The 20106-nt window shown below is 54.0% G+C and carries 11 protein-coding genes; 4 read left to right on the top strand and 7 right to left on the bottom strand.

Annotated features, from left to right (window positions below):
- The 3 genes from RSSM_RS33315 to RSSM_RS22835 form a co-directional block, all read right to left on the bottom strand.
- The coding region (locus tag RSSM_RS33315) for a serpin family protein (RefSeq protein ID WP_144060040.1) at positions 1–791 on the bottom strand (791 nt) is incomplete at its 3' end.
- A gap of 22 nt (positions 792–813) precedes the next feature.
- Positions 814–1875, bottom strand: coding sequence for a caspase family protein (locus tag RSSM_RS34335; RefSeq protein ID WP_081613868.1), 1062 nt, complete (start codon positions 1873–1875; stop codon positions 814–816).
- Between the two features lie 133 nt (positions 1876–2008).
- Entirely contained in the window at positions 2009–2989 is a 981-nt protein-coding gene (locus RSSM_RS22835) for a hypothetical protein (RefSeq protein WP_008684667.1), read from the bottom strand.
- Between the two features lie 423 nt (positions 2990–3412).
- Here RSSM_RS22835 and RSSM_RS22840 point away from each other — a divergent pair, with 423 nt between their 5' ends.
- Positions 3413–4042, top strand: coding sequence for an ECF-type sigma factor (locus RSSM_RS22840; RefSeq protein ID WP_008684669.1), 630 nt, complete (start codon positions 3413–3415; stop codon positions 4040–4042).
- 85 nt (positions 4043–4127) lie between these two features.
- Here RSSM_RS22840 and RSSM_RS22845 read toward each other — a convergent pair whose 3' ends face one another.
- Positions 4128–4586, bottom strand: a complete 459-nt coding sequence (locus RSSM_RS22845) for a hypothetical protein (protein WP_008684672.1) — start codon at positions 4584–4586, stop codon at positions 4128–4130.
- Between the two features lie 506 nt (positions 4587–5092).
- Here RSSM_RS22845 and RSSM_RS22850 point away from each other — a divergent pair.
- A complete protein-coding gene (locus RSSM_RS22850) occupies positions 5093–5773 on the top strand; it encodes a hypothetical protein (protein ID WP_044303341.1) in 681 nt (226 codons plus the stop codon).
- 184 nt (positions 5774–5957) lie between these two features.
- The gene (locus RSSM_RS22855) at positions 5958–10130 is read left to right on the top strand and encodes a WD40 repeat domain-containing serine/threonine-protein kinase (RefSeq protein WP_160168165.1); all 4173 of its coding nucleotides are present in this window, start codon (positions 5958–5960) and stop codon (positions 10128–10130) included.
- A gap of 1083 nt (positions 10131–11213) precedes the next feature.
- Here the strand turns inward: RSSM_RS22855 and RSSM_RS22865 are convergent.
- Positions 11214–17000 (bottom strand): Ig-like domain-containing protein, encoded by a 5787-nt coding sequence (locus RSSM_RS22865; RefSeq protein WP_008684682.1) that lies wholly within the window; start codon positions 16998–17000, stop codon positions 11214–11216.
- 757 nt (positions 17001–17757) lie between these two features.
- Here RSSM_RS22865 and RSSM_RS22875 point away from each other — a divergent pair.
- Entirely contained in the window at positions 17758–18192 is a 435-nt protein-coding gene (locus tag RSSM_RS22875) for a transposase (protein ID WP_261340264.1), read from the top strand.
- A 13-nt stretch (positions 18193–18205) separates the two neighbouring features.
- Here RSSM_RS22875 and RSSM_RS22880 read toward each other — a convergent pair whose 3' ends face one another.
- The gene (locus tag RSSM_RS22880) at positions 18206–18841 is read right to left on the bottom strand and encodes a helix-turn-helix domain-containing protein (protein WP_144060041.1); all 636 of its coding nucleotides are present in this window, start codon (positions 18839–18841) and stop codon (positions 18206–18208) included.
- Positions 18842–18853: 12 nt separating this feature from the next.
- Positions 18854–20014, bottom strand: coding sequence for a tyrosine-type recombinase/integrase (locus RSSM_RS22885; protein WP_008684689.1), 1161 nt, complete (start codon positions 20012–20014; stop codon positions 18854–18856).
- Positions 20015–20106 lie beyond the last annotated feature (92 nt).

The raw sequence follows: 20106 nt of genomic DNA on the forward strand, positions 1-20106 counted from the left end.
GAGACCGACTGGCTGGACAGAAGATCGGAGATTTTGCCATTTGTTTCGCGACTTACCCAGTCGTTAATCGTCTTGACTGCCTGCGCCGTGTTTTTCTTGAAGTCAACGTCGGAAGTGAAGCCGGCAAAGCCCGTCTTGATCTGTTCCAAGAACACTTTGTCAACTGGATATCCTTTCTGAAACCACAGCGCGTTTGCCGTCGTCAAGTATTCAACGGCGGTCAGCGGCACCTCTTTCTCCTTTACCGTTCCATCCTTCGTGCAATACGACTGGATGGTGATCACTTCGCCAGCACTATCGATCGCTTTCGACCATTCCTCTTCGGTACGTACCGGTTTTCCGTTGACAGAGAAAATCAGGTCGTCTGGTTTCAATCCAGACTTGTCCGCCGCGGACCCTGCAACAACAAGCGTTACGAGCAAGCCGCGGCCATCGTTCTCACGGCATTGGGCTCCGAAAATGGGAGTGCCGCTGTCACCACGTGGTGTCAGCCCAGCAAATACCTCGTGTGCTTCTGTTGGAGAAGCATCCAGATGCAGGACCGAGGCCATCTGGATTGCGGTTTCACCGGCAGTGCCGGAGTAGGTCATGCCGAGGGCTGTTGCCAGGCTGGCGGGTGAATAGACGATATTATCGTTGCCGTCGAGTCCCTTGAAGATGTCATTGGCGAACTCGTTTACAGTCGTCGCGATATCGCCGCTGTCATTCGCCCTCATCGATGGAGCGGACAGAACAACTGCGACGGCGACCAGCGTCAACAACAATGTGGGGCGGCTTATGGGCGTATGCATTGGTTTGATTCGGCAATGAGGGTTACGGATTCAAGTTCGCAGTCACAGTTGCGGTGCGGTTCTCGTTTGGGTCATGGACTTTCAAGGTCATTTGGTGAGGTGAACTATCCACCGCGTTGCTGTACGAACTCTCGGAGCTCAGGGCAGTGCCGTTGATTTCGAGAATATGATCACCGACTTCAAGTCCTGCATGAAATGCAGGGCTAAGTGGGATTACCTGCGTCACGACCAAGGTGCTACTCTTGGCTTCGGCTTTCAAACCCAAGCGAGGCGTCAACACGAACGGGTGAACGGTTTGTTTGAATTGGTCTGGTTCGCGGTCGCCGTTCGTGTCGATCCCCTTGCTCTTGGTGACTCGTGAGAAGTCGTTTTGAACTTCTTGTTCCAAATCGCTGATGATCTCCTGCCAGCCGATGTTTTGCCGGGCGTTCCGATCGAGATACCTCACGAATGGATACGTAAAGAGTGACCCCTTTCCGTCGCCACGCGTGATCGATAATTCGCCCGGTTTTGAGGACGTTATGTCGATGAAGCCACTCCGCTTAAACAACAAGTGGTCCAGGATTGGTGCAATCTGTGCGGCTTTGACTTCGGCGTAGACGGCTTTGGGTACCCCCTGGAAGCGTGCGCCTCCGGCGCAACAGTCCGTTACCAGTAAAGCCGACCTTGGCTCTTGGTTGATGAGAGCAAGTTGCAATTCGCTGCGCAGCAGTTCCTGATGGTTTGGCAGGCTCAGGAAGTGCCCTTTGGCTTTGTCGAACGCGCCGTGACCGCTGTAGTAAAAGACAACGGAGTCCTGTCGAGGCGTCACCTGAAGTGAATTCACTGCACCAAGAATCGAATCGCGGCTGAGTGGATCCTTAAGCACATGGATTCGCAATTGGTTGGCCGGCACATGTTTCTTGAATAGTTGCTCAACACCATTCCGGTCGGCAACGATGTCGCCACCCAGTCCGGATGCGGGCGTTGTGTCGGCAGCGATGACGACATGAAGCGTCGCCCCATCGCTGGGGGCAGCCGTCAGGATTCCGGCCGCGAGTACGAAGATCGACAAGCATCGGGGTACGAAATCAGAGCGGTCCATTACATATTCCTCATGATGGTTCGATGATCGCCGATCCGGCGGCAGTAAGGTGAATTTGAATTTCAGATAAGCAAATCAAAAATGAGGGTACGCGGGTAGCAGATCCACCCGCGTACACTCGACCATTCAGCGATCAGTCTTTGAAGAACGTCAACTCGATTTGAGCGATGTTGCCTGGACCCATCATGACCGTGGAAACATCGTCGATTCTGTCTGGTACCGGGGAAACGCTGGGCGGTGCGGAAGGCGGAGGGCCTGCGACCAGTCGTAGCTTAGCCATTGATGCTAAGGACGGATCATTCTGAAGAGCAACAAACATTTCCTGGGTTTGTTGCATGGGAGCGCCCTTGAGAGTCCCTCCAACTCCAACAACTCCGCCAGCTCCCGCCAAGGCTCCAGCCGAGGCTGCCGCCGTGGCCGATTGGGACGTTTGCTGAACTTGAGCCGAGGCGTTTGCCATCGTCGACACACTCACTTGAGAGTTCGGCGGTAAGGTGTTAGCGCTGATAACAGCCGTCGCAGTTGCGGTCGCGGTTGCACCGCCATTAACAGGCAGAATGTTTGCGTCAGCTCGAACAAGGATAATCGACATTTGCTCATCACGAAGATCGTCGTCCATCTCGATCATGACGGGGAACTTGTAAGGAGCCCCTGGCATGATGGTCGAGAAGGTTGATGGGAACTGGGGGTCAGGAGAAATCTGCTTGGACTTCGGACGACCCTCTGGGTAGTTCTGGAAGAAGGAAAGCTGAAGCGGCACAGCCGTATCCAACCATAGATGGAATCTCTGTTTTCGTTCCCACTTGTGCTTCGTCAAGTTGACGTATGGTCCAGGTGTTCCATTTGGGTTGACCAATTGGCCCCAGACCTTTACCGAGATACAACCGGGGTTCGGCGGCGTTGGTGTCGGCTGGACCAGCGTGAATTTTGGGTCGCCTCCCTTGATTGCCGTCTGGACTGATTTGATGGCCCCACTGCTGTTGGCCGTGAGTGTGTTTTGCGACATCTCGGTGTGTAGCTTCAAGAGTGCCGCGCGATCATCACCCCGTGCGAGATTCGGGGCAATCACCACCGACAGGATTTGCAGGACAAGCAGATGTTTCAAAACGTTCACGGTTCTAACTCCAAGTGTCAAAGGAAATTAAAGCCGACCATCAACGTGATGCACGGCCAAATTAAGCCACCCGATGACACCACCAGGAAGCCGTCAGAGCCTCGCCACGTCAAAGGTACATGACGACCGACTCGCGGATATTATGGCGGTCCGTGAAAGCGCCGCGACAGACGACCAGCCATTTTTTGCCATAATTTCAGGTTTTTTGGTGCCGCTCCTTGAAACACCGCTCCAAACCGGTGAACGGATCTGGGTATCGTGACCGCATCAAATCTTCTGAGCGATGCATAGTCATGTCGCCGGATGGGAAAATCCAGCTAGCCGCACGGAGGAGTCGGCCAATAGGGACGTAGTTTGCATCACAGAAGATCTTTCTGCACAATACTCCGCTACACTCAGCAAACTCCCCCGGCGGAATACGAAATGTCCGAAAAAGAAGAGGACGGGATTACCCTATTGATGGCGCAACTGAGCGATGGTGGCGGTTCGGCCTCCGATCAGCTCTGGCAGGAGTACTTTCCCAAACTGGCGAACTACGCTCGACGTAAGCTTGCGCCAGCTGCAGCCCGATCGTACGACGGCGAGGATGTCGCACTCAGTGCGATGAACAGTTTCTATGAGGGGATGAAAGAACGGAAATTTGACAATCTTCACGGGCGTGATGAGCTGTGGCGGCTGCTGCTAACAATCACGGCACGGAAGGTGTCCGCCAGGCATCGTAAGGTCGGCAGACTCAAACGTGGCGCGGGCAAAGTCCGTGGTGAGTCTGTGTTTGGCAATGTGGACGACGGCGAGAGGGCATTTGGCATCGGCGACCTTCTGGGCACCGATCCGACTCCGGAACTGATTGCGGAGCTCTCCGAGACGACCCAACAGCTCCTGAACACGGTCGATGACGAACGGGTTCGGGAAATAGTTCGTCTGCGGCTAGAAGGATATCGCAACTCGGAGATAGCCGAAAAACTGGGTTGCGCGAAGCGGACGGTCGAACGCAAGATCGAATTGCTGCGAGAAACCTGGAACGAATCCGCTGGATCAGAATTCCAAGTGTGACCACCGCGCTGGCAAAACAAAAAAGAAACTGCCGATCCTGGATCGACGGTTTCTTCGAGTCAGCTCAGTCCAGAAGGATCGCTTTTTACCAGGCGTTGTAGGCGTTGGCGGATGCCGCGCCGTAGTAACCGAAGTTAAGGGCGTTGGCATTGGCAAATCCACACCAGCCAAGGTTGGTTGCGTTGCCGATCGCTGTGCCAAAGTGGCCGTAGTTACTGGCGTTGCTGATTGCAGTTCCGAATGTGCCAAAGTTGTTGGCGTTCGCTACTGCTGTACCGTAGTGCCCAGAGTTGTGGGCGTTGGCGATAGTAGTTCCGTACAGGCCATAGTTGTTGGCACTGGCGACCGCCACGCCACCGTAACCGGTGTTCATTGCATTGGCGATGGCCGTTCCGCCACCAAAATTGTTGGCGTTGGCAACTGCCGTTCCAGTATCGTAGTTAGTTGCGTTTGCAACAGCGATTCCCTGGGCGTCGGCCGTCCCTGCGAACCCCAACGCAGCCACCGCAACAGCGACGGCACAAAGTTCTGCGATTGATTTCATTCTGAATCTCCTAAGCTTTTCTTGAAAAAATATGGGGCGGCTCGCCGATGAGCACGCCCGGCTAACTTCATGCCGTTACATGTTCGTCATCGAGGCGACTGCGACATCGGCTGGCGTTTTTCTGCCGGGACGTTGAGGGCGTAGAATGAATCCGACGCGAAACCGCGGGATCGAGGCGGTGATCGGCGATCGGATGGGGATGCTCAACTCACGGTGGCCACGTCGCAAGAATCAAGAATATGGGGTATTTCGGCCCTTTGTCGCGATTTCTGCCAGAGAGGACATAGGTATCACAGGGGGCAACTCACCCGTGAAAACGTTTAGGCTCGTACATAGAAATCCTGGAGGCAGTCATGCTTTGGAAATCGATTTCGGTAGGTTGTTTGGTAGCAGTGGTCGCTTGTTCCTGCGTTAGTGCAGATGACACCGACCAGACACGAAAGACCACGCCGCCCCCTCCTGTACCGGGGGTCAAGTGGGTGGAGAAAGAAATCACGATTCGGACGATGGTTCCCGTCCTTGACACCGATACATCGGAGGATGAGGTCGAGGTACCGAGTCGCGATGTTGAGTCAACGATCAATCCCAGCGTCATTCAGATGCGGATCCACGAGTGGATGCGTAAGTACCCGGGTCGACCATTCCGGATGCTTGATTTGGCGGATCCCGGTTCGATCCAGACATCCGATCTGGCGCAGTACGCGTTGCCAGGAAAGCACATGGTCCTTCGCCATCACAGCTTCACCATTGGCGGTTTGCCATTTGTGCATGTTGTCGTCGACTCGGGTGACCAAGTCGCTGCCACACCTTCCGAGCTACCAAAAGCGCCCGGTTTTGGACCTTTCGTGGGTGATCCTACTGTTGGGCATCTTTACGGACCTGCACAAAAGGCATACTTGAGGGCGCTACAGCAAGCCAATCAAGCACAGGCAATGGCGCAGGGCTTCGCAAAAGGGATCCCCGCCGACGGGTTCGGCAGTGGCGTCGGCGTCAGCGTCACGACTGGCCCGGACGGTTCTTCCAAAGTTGTGGAATCCTATTTTGGTCAGGCCGCCACGAAAGAAGGAGTAGCTAACCGCAGCTACACACTTCCAGCCGATGGCCGTGGGCATTCCGTCGGTGTTGAGGCAACAACTGACGGTTCGGGCAACCCCCGGGTAAAGCGTTACTCAAACTCGATTCGCTAACCGAATCGAAACGATTCGCTTCCGTTGCCACAGCCGCTCGATGCTGTGGCGATGGAGTGGATCAAGCCCGCGACTTTCAGCTTTCGGCTCAGCTCATTTGCTCCTGCCACGGAGGTCCTATCTAATGGCTGCTTCACAACTCAGATCGTGTCCAGGTGGGATCAGTCGAGGAGTCCGGGTGAGCTTGGTCGAAAACAAATGCGACGAATTCGAGGATGCGTGGAGAAACGCCCTGGCGCGGGACGAGCCCGGCCCCGACATCAGCGAATTCCTGTGTGACGTTGATAATGAGACGTCTAGCCGACTGTTCCGGGAGTTACTGCTTCTGGATTTCGAGTACGCCGGTGTCAGGGATCCCGATGATCTGAACCGATACTTCGAGATGTTTCCGCAGTCGAAAAGCACCATTCGGCAAGCGTTCGACAAGCATCTCAATTTGCAAGCCGAGCCGCTGGATGATGCAATACAAGAGCCATTCGGGCAAAGGGAGATGCCTTCGCTGGAAGCGGACCGATTCGAGGTGATGCAGTTCATTGCACGTGGGGGGCTGGGCGACGTCTTTATTGCAAAGGACCAGGAGATCGATCGAGAGGTGGCCGTCAAAGGTCTGCAGGTTCGGCATTCCCAGGACGAAACCCATCGTCATCAGTTCGTCGTCGAAGCCGGGCTGACAGGACAACTGGAGCATCCTGGAATCATCCCCGTCTATGGCTTTGGGAGGACGACAGACGGGCGACCTTACTATGCGATGCGATATATCGATGGAGATACGCTTCTTGACGCGATCGAGAAACTGCACGCGGAATTGAGACGCACACAGATCCCATTAACACAATCGACGACTTTCCGAGGCCTTCTTCGTCGATTTGCAAGTGTTTGCCGTACGATCGACTACGCCCACAGCCGACGCGTTATCCATCGTGATATCAAACCCGCAAACATCATGCTTGGCCCATTTGGTGAATCAATCGTTGTTGATTGGGGTCTGGCGATCGTACGCGGTACGGCTGCTCAGGTCCACGTCACGAAGGCATCAGGTAACAACGCCCTCGGTACCCTTGAAACCGTTGAACTTGAACTTGAACTTGAACAAGAGAATCCACTGTCTGGTGCGGGCGAAGACCGGATCGTTTCGGAGAATGGATTGATTGTCGGCACACCGGCTTACATGAGTCCTGAACAGGCGTCTGGCGTATTGCGAGGTCTGACATTCGCCACAGATACGTACGGCTTGGGAACGACGCTCTATCATTTGTTGACGGGCAGGGCCCCATTTGGTGGACATGGCGTGAGAGAAACGCTGAGCTGCGTCAAGGCTGGTAACTTCACGCCACCTCGGCAATGTAAGGCAGACATACCTGAGAACCTGGAAGCCGTTTGCCTGAAGTCGATGGCGCTGTGTCCCGAGGATCGTTACGGGTCAGCCGGTGAATTGGCAGCCGACATCGACCGATGGCTCGATGACGAACCGGTAACGGCACGAAAAGAAAGTATCCTGGAGCGAAGCTGGCGTTGGGCCAGGCGAAATCGCACGACCGTTGGCGTCAGTTTCGCAGCCTTGCTGATGGTCGCCGCTGTGACAACGACTGCGACCTTCGTCGTCAACAATTGGCGCAGCCGAGAAGAAACGGCTCGTATCCTGGCAGAGCAGAATGCGGAGCGAGCCAAGCGAGCATCATACGCGTCCCATTTGTTCTCCGCCGGCAAATTGGTGGACAAAGATCCCGGACAGGCGCTTGAAATCCTAAACAACCTGGACTCTTGTCCAGAGGATTTGCGGTGCTTTTGCTGGTCGCACTATTACAGGGCTTGCCGGCGTGATCAGATCACTTGGGCAACATCAGATGGGGGGCGGCAATCGCTTCTTGCAGGTTACTCAAAGAATGGGAGTCTAATCTCAGCTGATCTGCAGGGGTCAATCAAGTGGTGGGACGTTAGCGATGGACGATTGATCCGCGAGATTTCCACTGGTTCAACGGTGACGGGGACCGCTATGGATCTGTCGCGAACGACCTTGGCAACATCTCACGATGACGGCACGATCGGGATATGGGATGCCGTTAGCGGGAAGAGCACTGGAAAGATCGTCGTGGAATCCGGCGTCATCAAGGACCTACTGTTCACGAAAGAGAGCGACAGGCTGATCTCATTGTCCGTGAAAGATAACTCGCAGATAGTGATTTGGAATAAATCTTCCGGCGAACGATTTAAAAGTTACGCGGTTGAGTCCATCGGTCGCGTGATTGACATTTCCCCGGACGGACGCCGACTGGCGATTGGCGGAGCCATCAGACAGAAAGAGTCTCTCACGCTTGCGGACATCGCCATTATTGGGCTTGACGATGACGCCGAGCCCAATCGGCTACTTCTTGATCTGAACAAACACCATAGTGATTCCGTCGACAACCTGAAATTTGTTGATGACCAGACTCTTCTAGTTTGCAGTGCCGGGATCCTCGCAAAAGTGACCGGTGGCTCCGATGCATCCGAACCCCTGAAACTCCAAACACTAACGTTGGCCCACAATGGAACGATTCACAGACTGCGAATGGCTGGTCCCAACCGGCAAATGCTGGCGGTGACGGCAGGTGTGGGAAAGGGTGGCTATGTGGATTTCGCCCAGCCCAATAAACCTGTTGCTGTATGGAACACCACCGATCTTACTAGAGAGACTTACCTCGCTGGAATCGTTGGCGAAATCAACGACATTGCTGTGGATGCGACGGGGTACGTTGTAGCAACGCTTTCTCGTGAAGGGGAAATCACCATTCACGATCTGAATGTTGATTGGACGAAGTTCCAGTTTGGGCATGCTGGTCCGGTCGAGGCTATTGCATTCAACGCCAGCGGCACACAGCTGACCAGTTTCGCAGCCACCGAGTTTGGTCAGCTGACGCACCGGGACGTTGCCACCGGTGAAGTTCTTGTGACAACCACTATCGAAAACAAGAACAATGCTTTTTGGTTTCCCGCCCGAACATCCAGTGGCGGTTACTTGGCGCAGCAGACCGATGGACCGATGGACGTGGTTGACCCGCGCGATGGATCAGCGCTGGGCAGTATTACGCTTGAAAGTGGTAACCAACTGGTGGCTGTCTCGCCCAGTCGTGATCGGGTTGCCGTTTTCGACTCTAGTGGGCGAATGAAGGTCATAGCGATTCCGACCCAGAAAGTAGTTTCAGATGTTCAAACTTCCTGTAACGCGATTTCCACGGCTGCGTTCAACAAAGCGGGCGACTTGCTTGCCTGGGTGGATTCACAGAGCCGTCTTTTCATGCTGGATGCTACACATGGTGGCGAGACTCGGGCCGATCCATTTCCCACCAGCCGTGTTGAGGCGATGGCTTTTTCCAACGATGGCAAAGTACTGGCAATATCAACCGTTTCAGAGTTTGCTTTGTCGGCGGATGTCAGGGGCAACATGGGTTCCCCAAACACCCCGCCACCAATCAAAACGCGGTCTGGAAACCGGCAAAGGAGTGATTCACAGGTGATTCTGTGGGATGTTGAATCGCGGACTCCGAGAACGATGTTAAGGGGCCATGCCGGCACCGTACAGGCGATCGCGTTCTCGCCCAATGACAGGATCGTTGCAACTGGCGGTCTGGATTGGCAGGTCAAGCTATGGGAGACGGCAAGCGGCACGGATATCGCGTCAGCATCCCATCAGGGACCGGTAACCGCCATCGCTTTTTCACCCGATGCTCAAGAGCTCGCCACCGCAAGCCGCGATGGTAGCGTGATGCTCTGGCTGACGGCGCCGGAGTCAACCGTCGTCGATCGGGAGGCGTTTCGTTTGGTCAAGCTCGTGCAGGATGCGGTGCCACTAAAGCAGGACATGCTGGCCCGCGTCCAGCAAGTGACAGACGTCACCAATGCAGTCCGCATTCAGGCACAAAAGATTCTGGAGAAAAAAGGGGAAGACCTGGATTGGATTAATCGATGGAGCTGGGACGTCGTTCGTGTGCCGGGCAGATCGGAAACTCAGTACCAGATGGCACTAACGGCCACACAGAAGGCATCAGCGATGGACCCGCAAAACCCTCGGTACCTCAATACACTTGGGGCCGCGTTGTATCGTACGAATCAAACATCCAAAGCGATCGAGATGATGACGGAGTCGCTTGACAAGCATAAATCGGCAGGTCAGTCACCAGCTGATCTGGCGTTTCTCGCTATGGCTCATTGGCAGGCGGGCAATGAAGAACGGGCAAGGCAACTCCACCAGGACTTTGCAAAACTGATGCAGGCTCCGGCCTGGCAAAGTCGGGAGTCCGATGCCGAATTGGCTGCCTTTTACGAGGAACTGAAAGTGTTATTTCAGGAGGTCACGACGCTCTTGGGTCCCGTCGATTAGGCGATCATTAAATGGCCGCGTTGCTAGCGTTTACAATATCGCCGTCACCTACCAGCCAAAAGGTCCACCAAATAGCACTCGCGTTTGATCCATTCTTCTGCGGACGCGAGTATTGCATTCCGCCTCTCGCCAATATTCGTTGCTCTCTGACGTAGCTTCCGTTACGTCACAATCTTGTCAACTCCCTTGAATTCGTTGGCGGACATTGCGGGTAGAATCGCCTCTTCTGATTGAGTGAGGCTGTCGCGTGCTTTTCGGGGCGAGAACACGCCCTGGCTCGCTTTCTTTGGCGAGAACCTTCTCCGCTGGATTGGAACGCTTTAGCGCGAGCTCCCCTCTGTCTCGAGATCAGTAGTCGAAGCGGCTCTATTCAGAATGAGAAGGTTGGATGCCGTCCAATCGAGAAGACTGCATCCACCAGCTATGTCAAGGGTGTGAGACCAGCCCTTCGCAGTATCTGTGACTCAATCGCTAGCCCGCGGAAGTTGCATCGACCGCCAGCTCGAATCGCACGGCCAAAGTTGCTTCGGTGTCTCGGAGATTGTGACACCGACGCGCCGAAGCTGCGTCTCCAGAATGCTCCGGTTTCATCGACCGGTGCTTGAAAAGCCGCATCACCGAAGTCGGCCACCAGTGCAGCAATTTCACTTGCAAAATAACCGAGAATGAGTCCGAGTACCTTTCCCAGACGCGGTTAATCCTTCGGTCAGTCGGTCTTCAGCAGAGCTGCCGTCCGCTTCACCGTGCAACCGAATTGCACCAAGCTGTCGCACTGACAACATCATCGAACACCGGCGCAATGCCTGAGAAAACCTCGGGGGTTTGGGGCAGGCCCCCAAGTTCACATGCCGATAAAACGGGTTTGGAAATACTGAATTCCCAAACCTGGCTTGACTAACCAATAGACCGTCGCTGACCCCGGCGTAAGCCTCCAACCATCCGCACCATACGGCCATTGTGAATCAGCGTTCGACGGTTGACTGAAGCCCGAGTCTGACCCCACGCGAAGCGTCCAAAGCTCGAAGTAACACCTTGGTTGACCCGTTTTCTGCTCTGACGCGTTCTATTCTCCTTAATCTACACCTACTCTACGATAGTCACTTGCGTTCCTGGATTGACAATGGATCCTCGAAACTGTGGGTCGGACCGTTTATGAAGCGAAACGATCCAACGATAATCACGGCTGCTTTCCGTCAAGCCTGTAGCCTGGAAATCGAAGATAGTAGATTGGCCAGCGTGTAGCGAATCAAAACTGCAAAAGACATTCGGTCCTTCAAGAGAACAGGATTCGTACTGCGGCGTGTCAAATCTAATAAAACCGCTGCCTAGCTCCATGCTGTTGATCTTAAGAAAGTAATCCGAAGTTGGAGTGATATCGGTCGTCCCGTTGTTGGTGACAGTGACCTGGAAGGAGAACGTCTGCCCTACGATTACTACGTTCGGCACTGACTGGACAGTCGCATCCAACCTAGGTGGCGTAATATCGTTGTCAACATTTGCCAACTGAACATGTTCGAGTTCCAAGGCGTTGTAGGACGCATCCTCGCTTCGGACTTCGAAATCGATCTGGTATTGAATATCACCGTCAACCGTGTCATCGTCGACCCCCAGAACTGTAACCCTCTGATCGACATTCCAATTTTCGGGAGTAAATATCAGTGAGGATTTCTCCAACCTTCCTTCGGTATCATCTGAACTCATTATTTGAATTGTCACGTCAGACGTCGGTCGTGAGTCAAGCCTAACCGTAAATGTCGCTGTGTGTTCCGCAGAACTATCGTCCTCCGATGTTCTTAAGTCTGGCTCGGCATCAATGGTAATTCCGACATTTTGTTGCATGATCACTCGTATCTGTACTGGCGTCTCTTTTGCCGGATCAAAATCAGTCTGCCGGACGATCAGTTTCAAATCGGTCGGCAGGTTTTCGGGATCGATGTTTCTGACTTCGATATTGAACTCCGCAGGGTCGTTCGTCGGCAATCGATTGTTACTCCCTGAGACTGGAACAATATTCACGTTGGACGCAGTGTTGGTAGTCAGTTCGTAGTTTGAGATCGAGCCGATTGGCCCTGTATTGGAAAGCGAAAACGTAGTGGCACCAACTCCTCCGGGCGGGACGATAATTTCGAGAATCTCTGCCGACGGCGTGACATCACCGGCCGTCACGACCACATCAACCGCGACGGTTTCGATGGTTTCGCCCTCGGCATCCTTAACCAAGATCTCACTGTCGAATGTCTGGGGAGAGTCCTGCAGCTGTCGGTTAAAGGTACTTTGCTGCAAAGTCACAGTTACTTCGAGTGATCCGCCCGCGGCGATTGAACCGGAGGCGGGAGAAACGGTGTAATCCGAAGACGCATTTGATAGGGAAACATTGACCGGTTCGTCGCCCTGATTGGTGATGACGATCTTGTCCGTCATCGTTGCCTCACCGCCTTTGGGAACGTCAAATGACAGGCTGGAGACATCGACCGAAATTCCAGTGTTCGAATTATCGAGATTCTCTCGAATGGTCTCGAAGCTGTCGATGATCTGCTTCGCTATCGAAGGTTGATCACCATCGAGAGTTCCTATCGCGTCCCGCACGGCAGATCCTTGGCTTAGTAAATCATTGGCCGCCTTAGCGGCCGCTCCGTTCGTGGCAATTCTGCTAGGCAGTCCAGCTAACACTCCCTGTAAGATCATTTCCCGCGCAATGGTGTTGGAACTTTCTTCCGCGAACTTTGTCGATTCTTCGAATGTGCTTTGAGTCGCATCCCCGCGTGTGAGCAGCGCGTTGCTACCCTCCATTGCCTGAATGGCACTGGTACCGGCGAGCGAAACGCCGCTGAGGTAGTATAAGCTCAATGCTGAGATAGCCGCGACCGTTACTCCCGTGAGCAAAGAAGGCGCGACAACGAAAACGCCAATCGCAACGGCAGAAGCTGCCAACGGTGTTATGTCTCTCAAGATTTCCATCTTCGTCCTGAACTCCGCAACATTCGCGTTTGCCGATGGGCCAAACATACGCTCGACTTCGTCAAGGTCGTCGAGAGATTGTTCCGCGGAGGAACTATTTTGCTGAATTTGAATCGGAGCGAGCTGAAATGCCGAAAAAGTTTCAAGCGTTTGAATCTCGTTGGATTCGACGTTGGGCGTAACCCACGTGGCAACCACGCGATCAAACTGAGCAAGGCCCTCGATATCAAGGAACAGATCGATCGGTCCGCCCGCCGTTTGGATGCTACCCAGCTCGAGTCGGTCGATAGTGCCAGCAAGAAGTGAATTGACGCCATCAATGATGGTTTGATAGCTGGCGGTGACTTGTTGTATTTCTGCTACAACTGAATTGACATTGACGGTGTTTTCCGAAGCTGTCGCGATTTCTCGCAGATCGAATATGGCTTGACTAGACACCGAGACCAAAGAGCTAAAATAAGTACGAGTCAGCACACCAACCGGCAAATCCGGTTGTGGTAGGTCGTCGATCGTAATGGCGTTCTCAGCAAAAACCTTTGTTTGCTTTCCACTGGCGTCCGTCTGAGTGACGATGACTTCGACAGTCGCGGTTCTGAATTCGAGCGTGTCAAAATCCATCCAGATTGGAATCGGGGCCGTTACCGAAGTTGCTGTGACACTGGAAGCGTTGACCGTCACGCGATATCCGTCACTATCACGAAACGTCACGGTGGTTTCCCTGTCGGGATCAAATTCCGCTCGGGAAATCGTCACGGATGTGCCTGGAAGTCCGCCGCCGGTCGCCATCGGTTCCTGGCGGAAACCCGCGTTGAGCCGGTTGATCACGCGTAGTGCGTCCAGTGCGGTTACTTCACCGTCCTGTGTCACGTCGTAATAGAAACCTGGAAATGCAGCCGGGGCTACATTCGGGTCAACAAGGGTCGTCGAATCCCCAACGACGAACTGTTTGCGGTTGAGCTCGTTGATGATCACTAGAGCATCGAGTGCGGTAATGTCACCGGAGCCGTTCACGTCTGTCGGTTCCAGGGGATTGGTCCAGTTTTTTCCTAGCACGTCGAAGGGTGCAAAAAATGGAAAGACATCCGCAGACAACTCACCGATCCTGGTGGCGAGCCGCCCGTCCAACGCAAATGTGTTGCTGGTTCGATATAGATGCGACCTGAAATCCAAGTGGTCGTCGGGATCAAGATAGACTCGTAATGATTCGCTACTATGACTTGGCAGGTCGCGGATATCTTCCGCAGTCATCGAAATCGTATTGGGAACATTGTCATCGAGCCGGATCGCGTCGATGGCTTGAACGCTCCAAAGAAATTCCGACGTTAGGTCCAAGCCGGTTTCGGGGTTTTGGAGGCTCAGTGAGTCGAAGCCCTTGCCGCCGTCGATGTCGATCACGCCATCGAGTCCGGCCAGTTCTCCAGGCCATCGAAATTGATCGTCTCCATCGCTGCCGGTAAGGCCGACACGCACGATCGACTCCACTGGAGACCGGTAGACGACCTGTTCATCGACCAGAACTTCAAATTGTTTGTCATGTGTTGTCCAGCCGATGACTCCCGGTTGCCGCAGGGAAACTTGAACGCTACCCGAGTCGACGGACGAAATCATGACGGTGAGTTCTTCCGAGCCGTTGAGCCAGACCTCGTCTTCGTAGGTGGATGCCCATCGAAAAACAGCATCAGTCATGCCGATGGTGGCGCCAGCGGGAACATCAAACGTCAACAGGTTCAAACCGGCGCTGAGAGCAATCGAATCGAAGATCTTCTCATCGTCTTGATATTGCCCGTCCGCATCGAAGTCGATCCATGCCATCAACAATCCGGCGTGGACAGCGTAGGCCGTAATGGCTGCTGTTGTTGAGCTTGGGTTGGCAGCGTCGGCAGGGACCGAAACGACAGACGTCACAAAATGGTGCTGCTGGCCGTTTCTAACCTCAAATGTTTCCGAATCGACCACGATCACCGGAACCAAAAGGGGATTGCCGGACAGATCTTCGATCTCGGCCGTCTCAGAGATGCTCAAGCCGACACGGGCATTGAGAGCAGCAAGATCACCGCCAGCAACCGTGATGTCGTAATCATTTTCACCCACCAATTCGATATCGGTGATTTCAGCAGTCGTCCCCAACACGACAAAGTCATTTGCATCGATACCTGATACTTGTTCATTAAAGAAGACGCGAAACTTGAGTGAGTCGGAGTCTGTCAATGCATTAATGGGCTCGCTGCGATAGATCCTATCGACTGTGGGCGCGATTGTATCAACCGTGTTGTTGTCGACAGAGATTGAGACCTCTGCGGTGACGGTTTCCTGTCCGTCGCTGACGGTGTAGGAGAACGTCTCAACGCCGACGTATCCGGCCGCAGGGTTGTAGATCATTGAGCCGTCGAGTCCGATTTCGACAGTGCCCAATGCTGAAATTGCTGAAACCGATACGATTGACAGCGAGTCACCATCGACGTCAACATCATTGTCGAGCACGGCGAGCTGGTGAGGCCCGGCACCCTCGACCGTAAATACATCGTCCAAGGCGATCGGAGCGTCGTTGCGTCCGCTGATGGTGACCGTCAACTGGTTCGTAACGGCAGCAAGTCCGTCCGTGATGCTGAAGTCAAAGACGATGGTCTCTGATTGCCCGCTGCGCAGAACGCCGTAGGCGGCCGGGTCGATCAAAATCTCACTGGTTGCCGGACTCAATTCAATACCTCGCTGGTCCCCAAAAATTGGCTGAACAGACTGGATAAAGAGCGTATCACCATCGGGATCGGAAGCACGGTCGAGAAGATTGACGACTTCGTTCCGATTGTCTTCGGAAATAGTAAGTTCGATCGGACCGTCGACTACTGGCGGACGATTCGGTTGCGTGGTGGTGATGGTGACGGTGCTCAACTGGTCTAAGAGAATATCGGCCGAACTAACCCCAATGCCATCCAGACCACCAAACAACGCCGCCTCAAGACCGGATTCCGAAAACGTGAATGTCAATGCATCGGTGGCGTCTGTGATGCGCACTAAGAAGCTAAACGCGTCAAAAGGAACTGGGAGCACAGGCAAATCGAATGCGTGGGGCAGGCTCTCCTCGGGGACGAAGTTCGCAACTGTTGCAAACAGACTGCCAGTTACTGGATTGACACCCGCTCCAAAGAAAGGAGCATAGATCGACGTCCCAAATGGATCAGACGACGGGACACTTCGGCTGCGAAAGTCCACACTGTCAAACAGATTCGCGTTTGGATTGAATGAGCCATCTGGGAGGAAGGGTTCGGTACTGATCGTTTGGGTGTAAACGGGGATGTCGAGATCTGGCGTCAAGCGGACGTCGGGCAAATCGAGGCCCTCAAAATCGACCGAGTAATCAATTCTAAAAATGAAGTCGTCTGCGTCGAAGGGTCGCCCTTCGCCCTGGATCGCTCCACGGCGAAGCTGGTTGATTTGGAAATCATTTGGTTGCATTCCAAGCTGTATTAAGCCGCGAGCGATCTCGGCGATGGGGTCTTCCACGAAGTCGATCAAAGTCGAACTATACGCCCCAGGCTGCCCGACGCGCGAGCCGAAGATCGTGCCCGAAGTCGCGTTCTCGATCTCCTCTCCGACGATCAGAATCTGGGTCTCTGTCAGGACGGGCCGGAAAACCGCTGGGTCTGACGGAGTCATTGCGGTCGTCAGCAACTGGGCCCCGACCGCTTGCGAGTCCTGCCGTAGATCCCGGTAAGCGACTTCCAAATAAACTAGATCTCCGACGGCAACTTCGGCAACACGGTCAGCTTCGGAAGTCAATGCCCGATCGTGAACATCCCGAACGGACAGTTCCAACGCTAACAACTCTCCGGCGAGGCACTGCCGAGACTCCAATCGCTCAAAGAATGAGCGTCGCCTGCGTAAATTCGCTGGTCGCCTTCGACTTTTGAACATCGTTTTGCACCCAAAAGTTGTGATTAGATCGAGAAATCACTCTGAGTAGTTTCTGATACTCGCAGCAGGGTCTCCGAAGTTGCCGAATATATCCGAAAAGTTTTAGGTGAGGGCCGTGTACTGGAGAGTTTTCGTTTTTTGGGGAACCAGGGATGCTGAAATCGTCAACTGGCCTGCTAGGCGGATTTGGACCGACGAGGCGGGATCGCCGTTGCGACCAACAGCTTGGGCGCGGTTGATTTGAATTTGGTTGCTGTGGGTCCGCTGGCAAACAAGACGAATACCGCCGTCGGTCTTTCCGGCAACATGGTTGCTCGGTTTCCCATCGTCTCGCGGTTCGCCGATCTGATCTGGCGTTTCCAGCAGTTCACGAATGACTGTGTCATTCGTGCCACATACCGAAGCGACTTCTCACGATTCTGTTCGACGCTCCGGTGGCCGACTTCGGTGAGGCAGCGCCCATCCAACCGCTGCGAGAATTCGAGGGACTTCTGGATCGCCCGGCTCCATCTATCAGTACCAGACGCTAGGTGGAACCTGCTAGAATCTGGTTCGCAAGAGATGCCGAATTATCGAAAGTTCATCGAAGTAGAGTTTTTCGGTCGTTTCTGCTAGCAGTACACGCAGTTGGCCCAAGCGTCTGTCTTGGAAAGAGACCGCGGCGATCTTTGGAACAAGCTGGGACACCGTTTACCGGGCCATCGACTGGGTCGTCCGCTGGGGCCTGGTTCACCGGGAAATTGGCCCAATCGAGGCGATTGGCGTCGATGAAATCGCTTACCGCCGCGGGCACAAATACCTGACGCTCGTCTACCAGATCGACTCGGATTGCCGGCGTCTGCTCTACGTCGCCCGCGATCGCACCGAGGAGAGCCTTCGGGGCTTCTTCAGCACGATTCCCGCCTCGTCGATCGAAACCTTGAAGTTCGTTTGCACGGACATGTGGAAGCAATACATGAACGTGATCGCCGAGCAGGCATCCGGGGCGGTGCATATCCTTGATCGGTATCATGTGATGAAGAAGTTCGGCGACAAGATCAATCAGGTTCGTGCCGAGGAGGCACGTCAGATGAAGCAAGACGGCTATGAGCCGGTGCTGAAGAATTCGCGGTGGTGTTTGTTGAAACGTCGGGAGAATCTGACGACGAAGCAGACGGTCAAGCTGAGCGAATTGTTGCAATACACACAATAGAATGCAAAATGCTCTAGAACTCCGGAAACAAATCGTCGCCTTCCCCTCCTTTCTTATTATCGTCCGGTCGAGGAAACGCTCGAGACTTCGGCTCTGCATTTAGAAAGGCATCGACTTGAGCGCGAGAAAACCTAAGCTGTCTTCGCACTTCTCCCTTTCCGACATTCCGCCCTTCCAATTCCCCACGATCAAACGCTGACCTTACAGCATCTCGGGAAATCCGCAGATACCTGGATGCGGCGGCGACATCGAAGACTTCAGGCCACAGAACGCCCCCCTCCTTCGCCAACTCAACTGCCTCATTGAACAACTCCGTTTTAACCTCTTCAATCGCCAAGTACCTCTTTGCTTCGCTAAGCCAGTCAGCCGCGTCCTGTACGCGATACATACCTGCAGCCGACTGCACATGAAGATAGCCTTCCGCTAGGAACTCTACCTTGGGATGATCTTCCTCCATCAATTTGCGAAGATAATCCGCGATTTCGTCGATCATGCGGGAGTACCGGGAGTGGTAGTCTTGTTCGCCCTGACACTTCAGCCGGCCTTCGGTATCCAGACCATTTGCCAACCTCGCAAGAGCATATGCATCGAAGAAGCAGTCAATCACTGAATCAAACTGCTCAAGCTGATCTGTAGTCATCACAATCATTTGAGCCTCACATTACAAGCCGGCTTCGGGCCGTTCACTTAGAATCCACATTCGCACATGATCGCAGGCTTTGACGACACGCTCCCTTTCGATGAATTCGCGGTAGTGTGCAGACATTCCGCTGTCCAGATGCCCCATGACGTGATCGACGGCAATCTGATCCCCACATCCCGAAGCAATGGTTGCGAACGTATGCCTGAGAGAATAGAAGCCCACATTCTTTTGATAGCAGCCAACAGTTCTCGCTAACAATCGAAATTGTTCGCCTATTGAATCTCGATTCGTACCATTGCGATCCACCCAGAGCTTCCCTGTTCGGGTCAGAAACACATGATCGCCCGCGGTTCTGTTTTTAAATGCGTGAGATTGCCCATCGAGTACAGCCCTGATCGCAGCGATTGTTTCTGGCCACAACCATGCAGCCCTATCTTTTCCGGTCTTTCCACGTGGACGTGAAAGCCAACACTCATCCCAGTCAATCCAACTTTCACGAAGCTCTGAACAATCGTCATTTCCGTAAGCTGCGTTTAGCCCCAGCCAGATCATCGCGTGCATCTGCGGGCGAGCTTCCTGCAGTAGCGACCAAATCTGATCTGCTGAAAACAGTTTCTTCGGCTTGTCAGCCTTCTCATTGCGCATCGCACGCTTCGTCGGCACGGAGAAAAGCTGGCCGTATTTTGGCGGTTCTGACAACAGATCATTTTGCCACGCCCATTTAAAAATGGAGCGGATCCCCAAAATGTGATTCCTACGGCTTCGCAATGTCCACGCCTCAGGAAAGCTTGCCTTGATCGCAGCAAAGTCTTCCTTTCGGATAGTCGCAATCTCTCTCCTGGCACCGAAATGCTTTAGCAGATAAACACAGTAGCCTCGCACCTCTCGCGCGTGAGCCGGCGATACGTCCCCCATACTCGCCCGCCTGTTTTGCTCCTTCTGGTACCGATTGCACATCACTTTGACTGTGATACTCTCGGGCAAATGGGCCGGCTCGCCGCGTTCTAGCCTTGCCTTAATTTCGAGCCAATTCCGCTCAGCCGCCGCCGGATCGCCCCATGGGCCGCAATTGTACTTTTTGCCACCAAAGCTCTTGCACCAGTAGCCTCGGGCGTGTGCGTAAAGTGGAAAGTCAGGGCGAGGCTTCTCTGGTTTCTTCGACTGTTGTTTCGCGACCATAGTCCCGTTGCAATAAAGCGTCAGCAAATAACTGCAATGCGTCGGGCGTCTTCCTCGGTCACACGCGTAGCGTGATCATTTCCAGACCGAGA

The organism is Aporhodopirellula sallentina SM41 (assembly GCF_000346505.1).
In the GTDB taxonomy this organism is placed as follows: Bacteria; Planctomycetota; Planctomycetia; order Pirellulales; family Pirellulaceae; genus Rhodopirellula; species Rhodopirellula sallentina.

Coding starts and splice junctions, on each gene's coding strand:
- RSSM_RS34335 (WP_081613868.1), bottom strand. CDS start 1,875: ATGGACCGCTCTGATTTCGTACCCCGATGCTTGTCGATCTTCGTACTC.
- RSSM_RS22885 (WP_008684689.1), bottom strand. CDS start 20,014: ATGGTCGCGAAACAACAGTCGAAGAAACCAGAGAAGCCTCGCCCTGAC.
- RSSM_RS22865 (WP_008684682.1), bottom strand. CDS start 17,000: ATGTTCAAAAGTCGAAGGCGACCAGCGAATTTACGCAGGCGACGCTCA.
- RSSM_RS22850 (WP_044303341.1), top strand. CDS start 5,093: ATGGTTCCCGTCCTTGACACCGATACATCGGAGGATGAGGTCGAGGTA.
- RSSM_RS22880 (WP_144060041.1), bottom strand. CDS start 18,841: ATGATTGTGATGACTACAGATCAGCTTGAGCAGTTTGATTCAGTGATT.
- RSSM_RS22840 (WP_008684669.1), top strand. CDS start 3,413: ATGTCCGAAAAAGAAGAGGACGGGATTACCCTATTGATGGCGCAACTG.
- RSSM_RS22845 (WP_008684672.1), bottom strand. CDS start 4,586: ATGAAATCAATCGCAGAACTTTGTGCCGTCGCTGTTGCGGTGGCTGCG.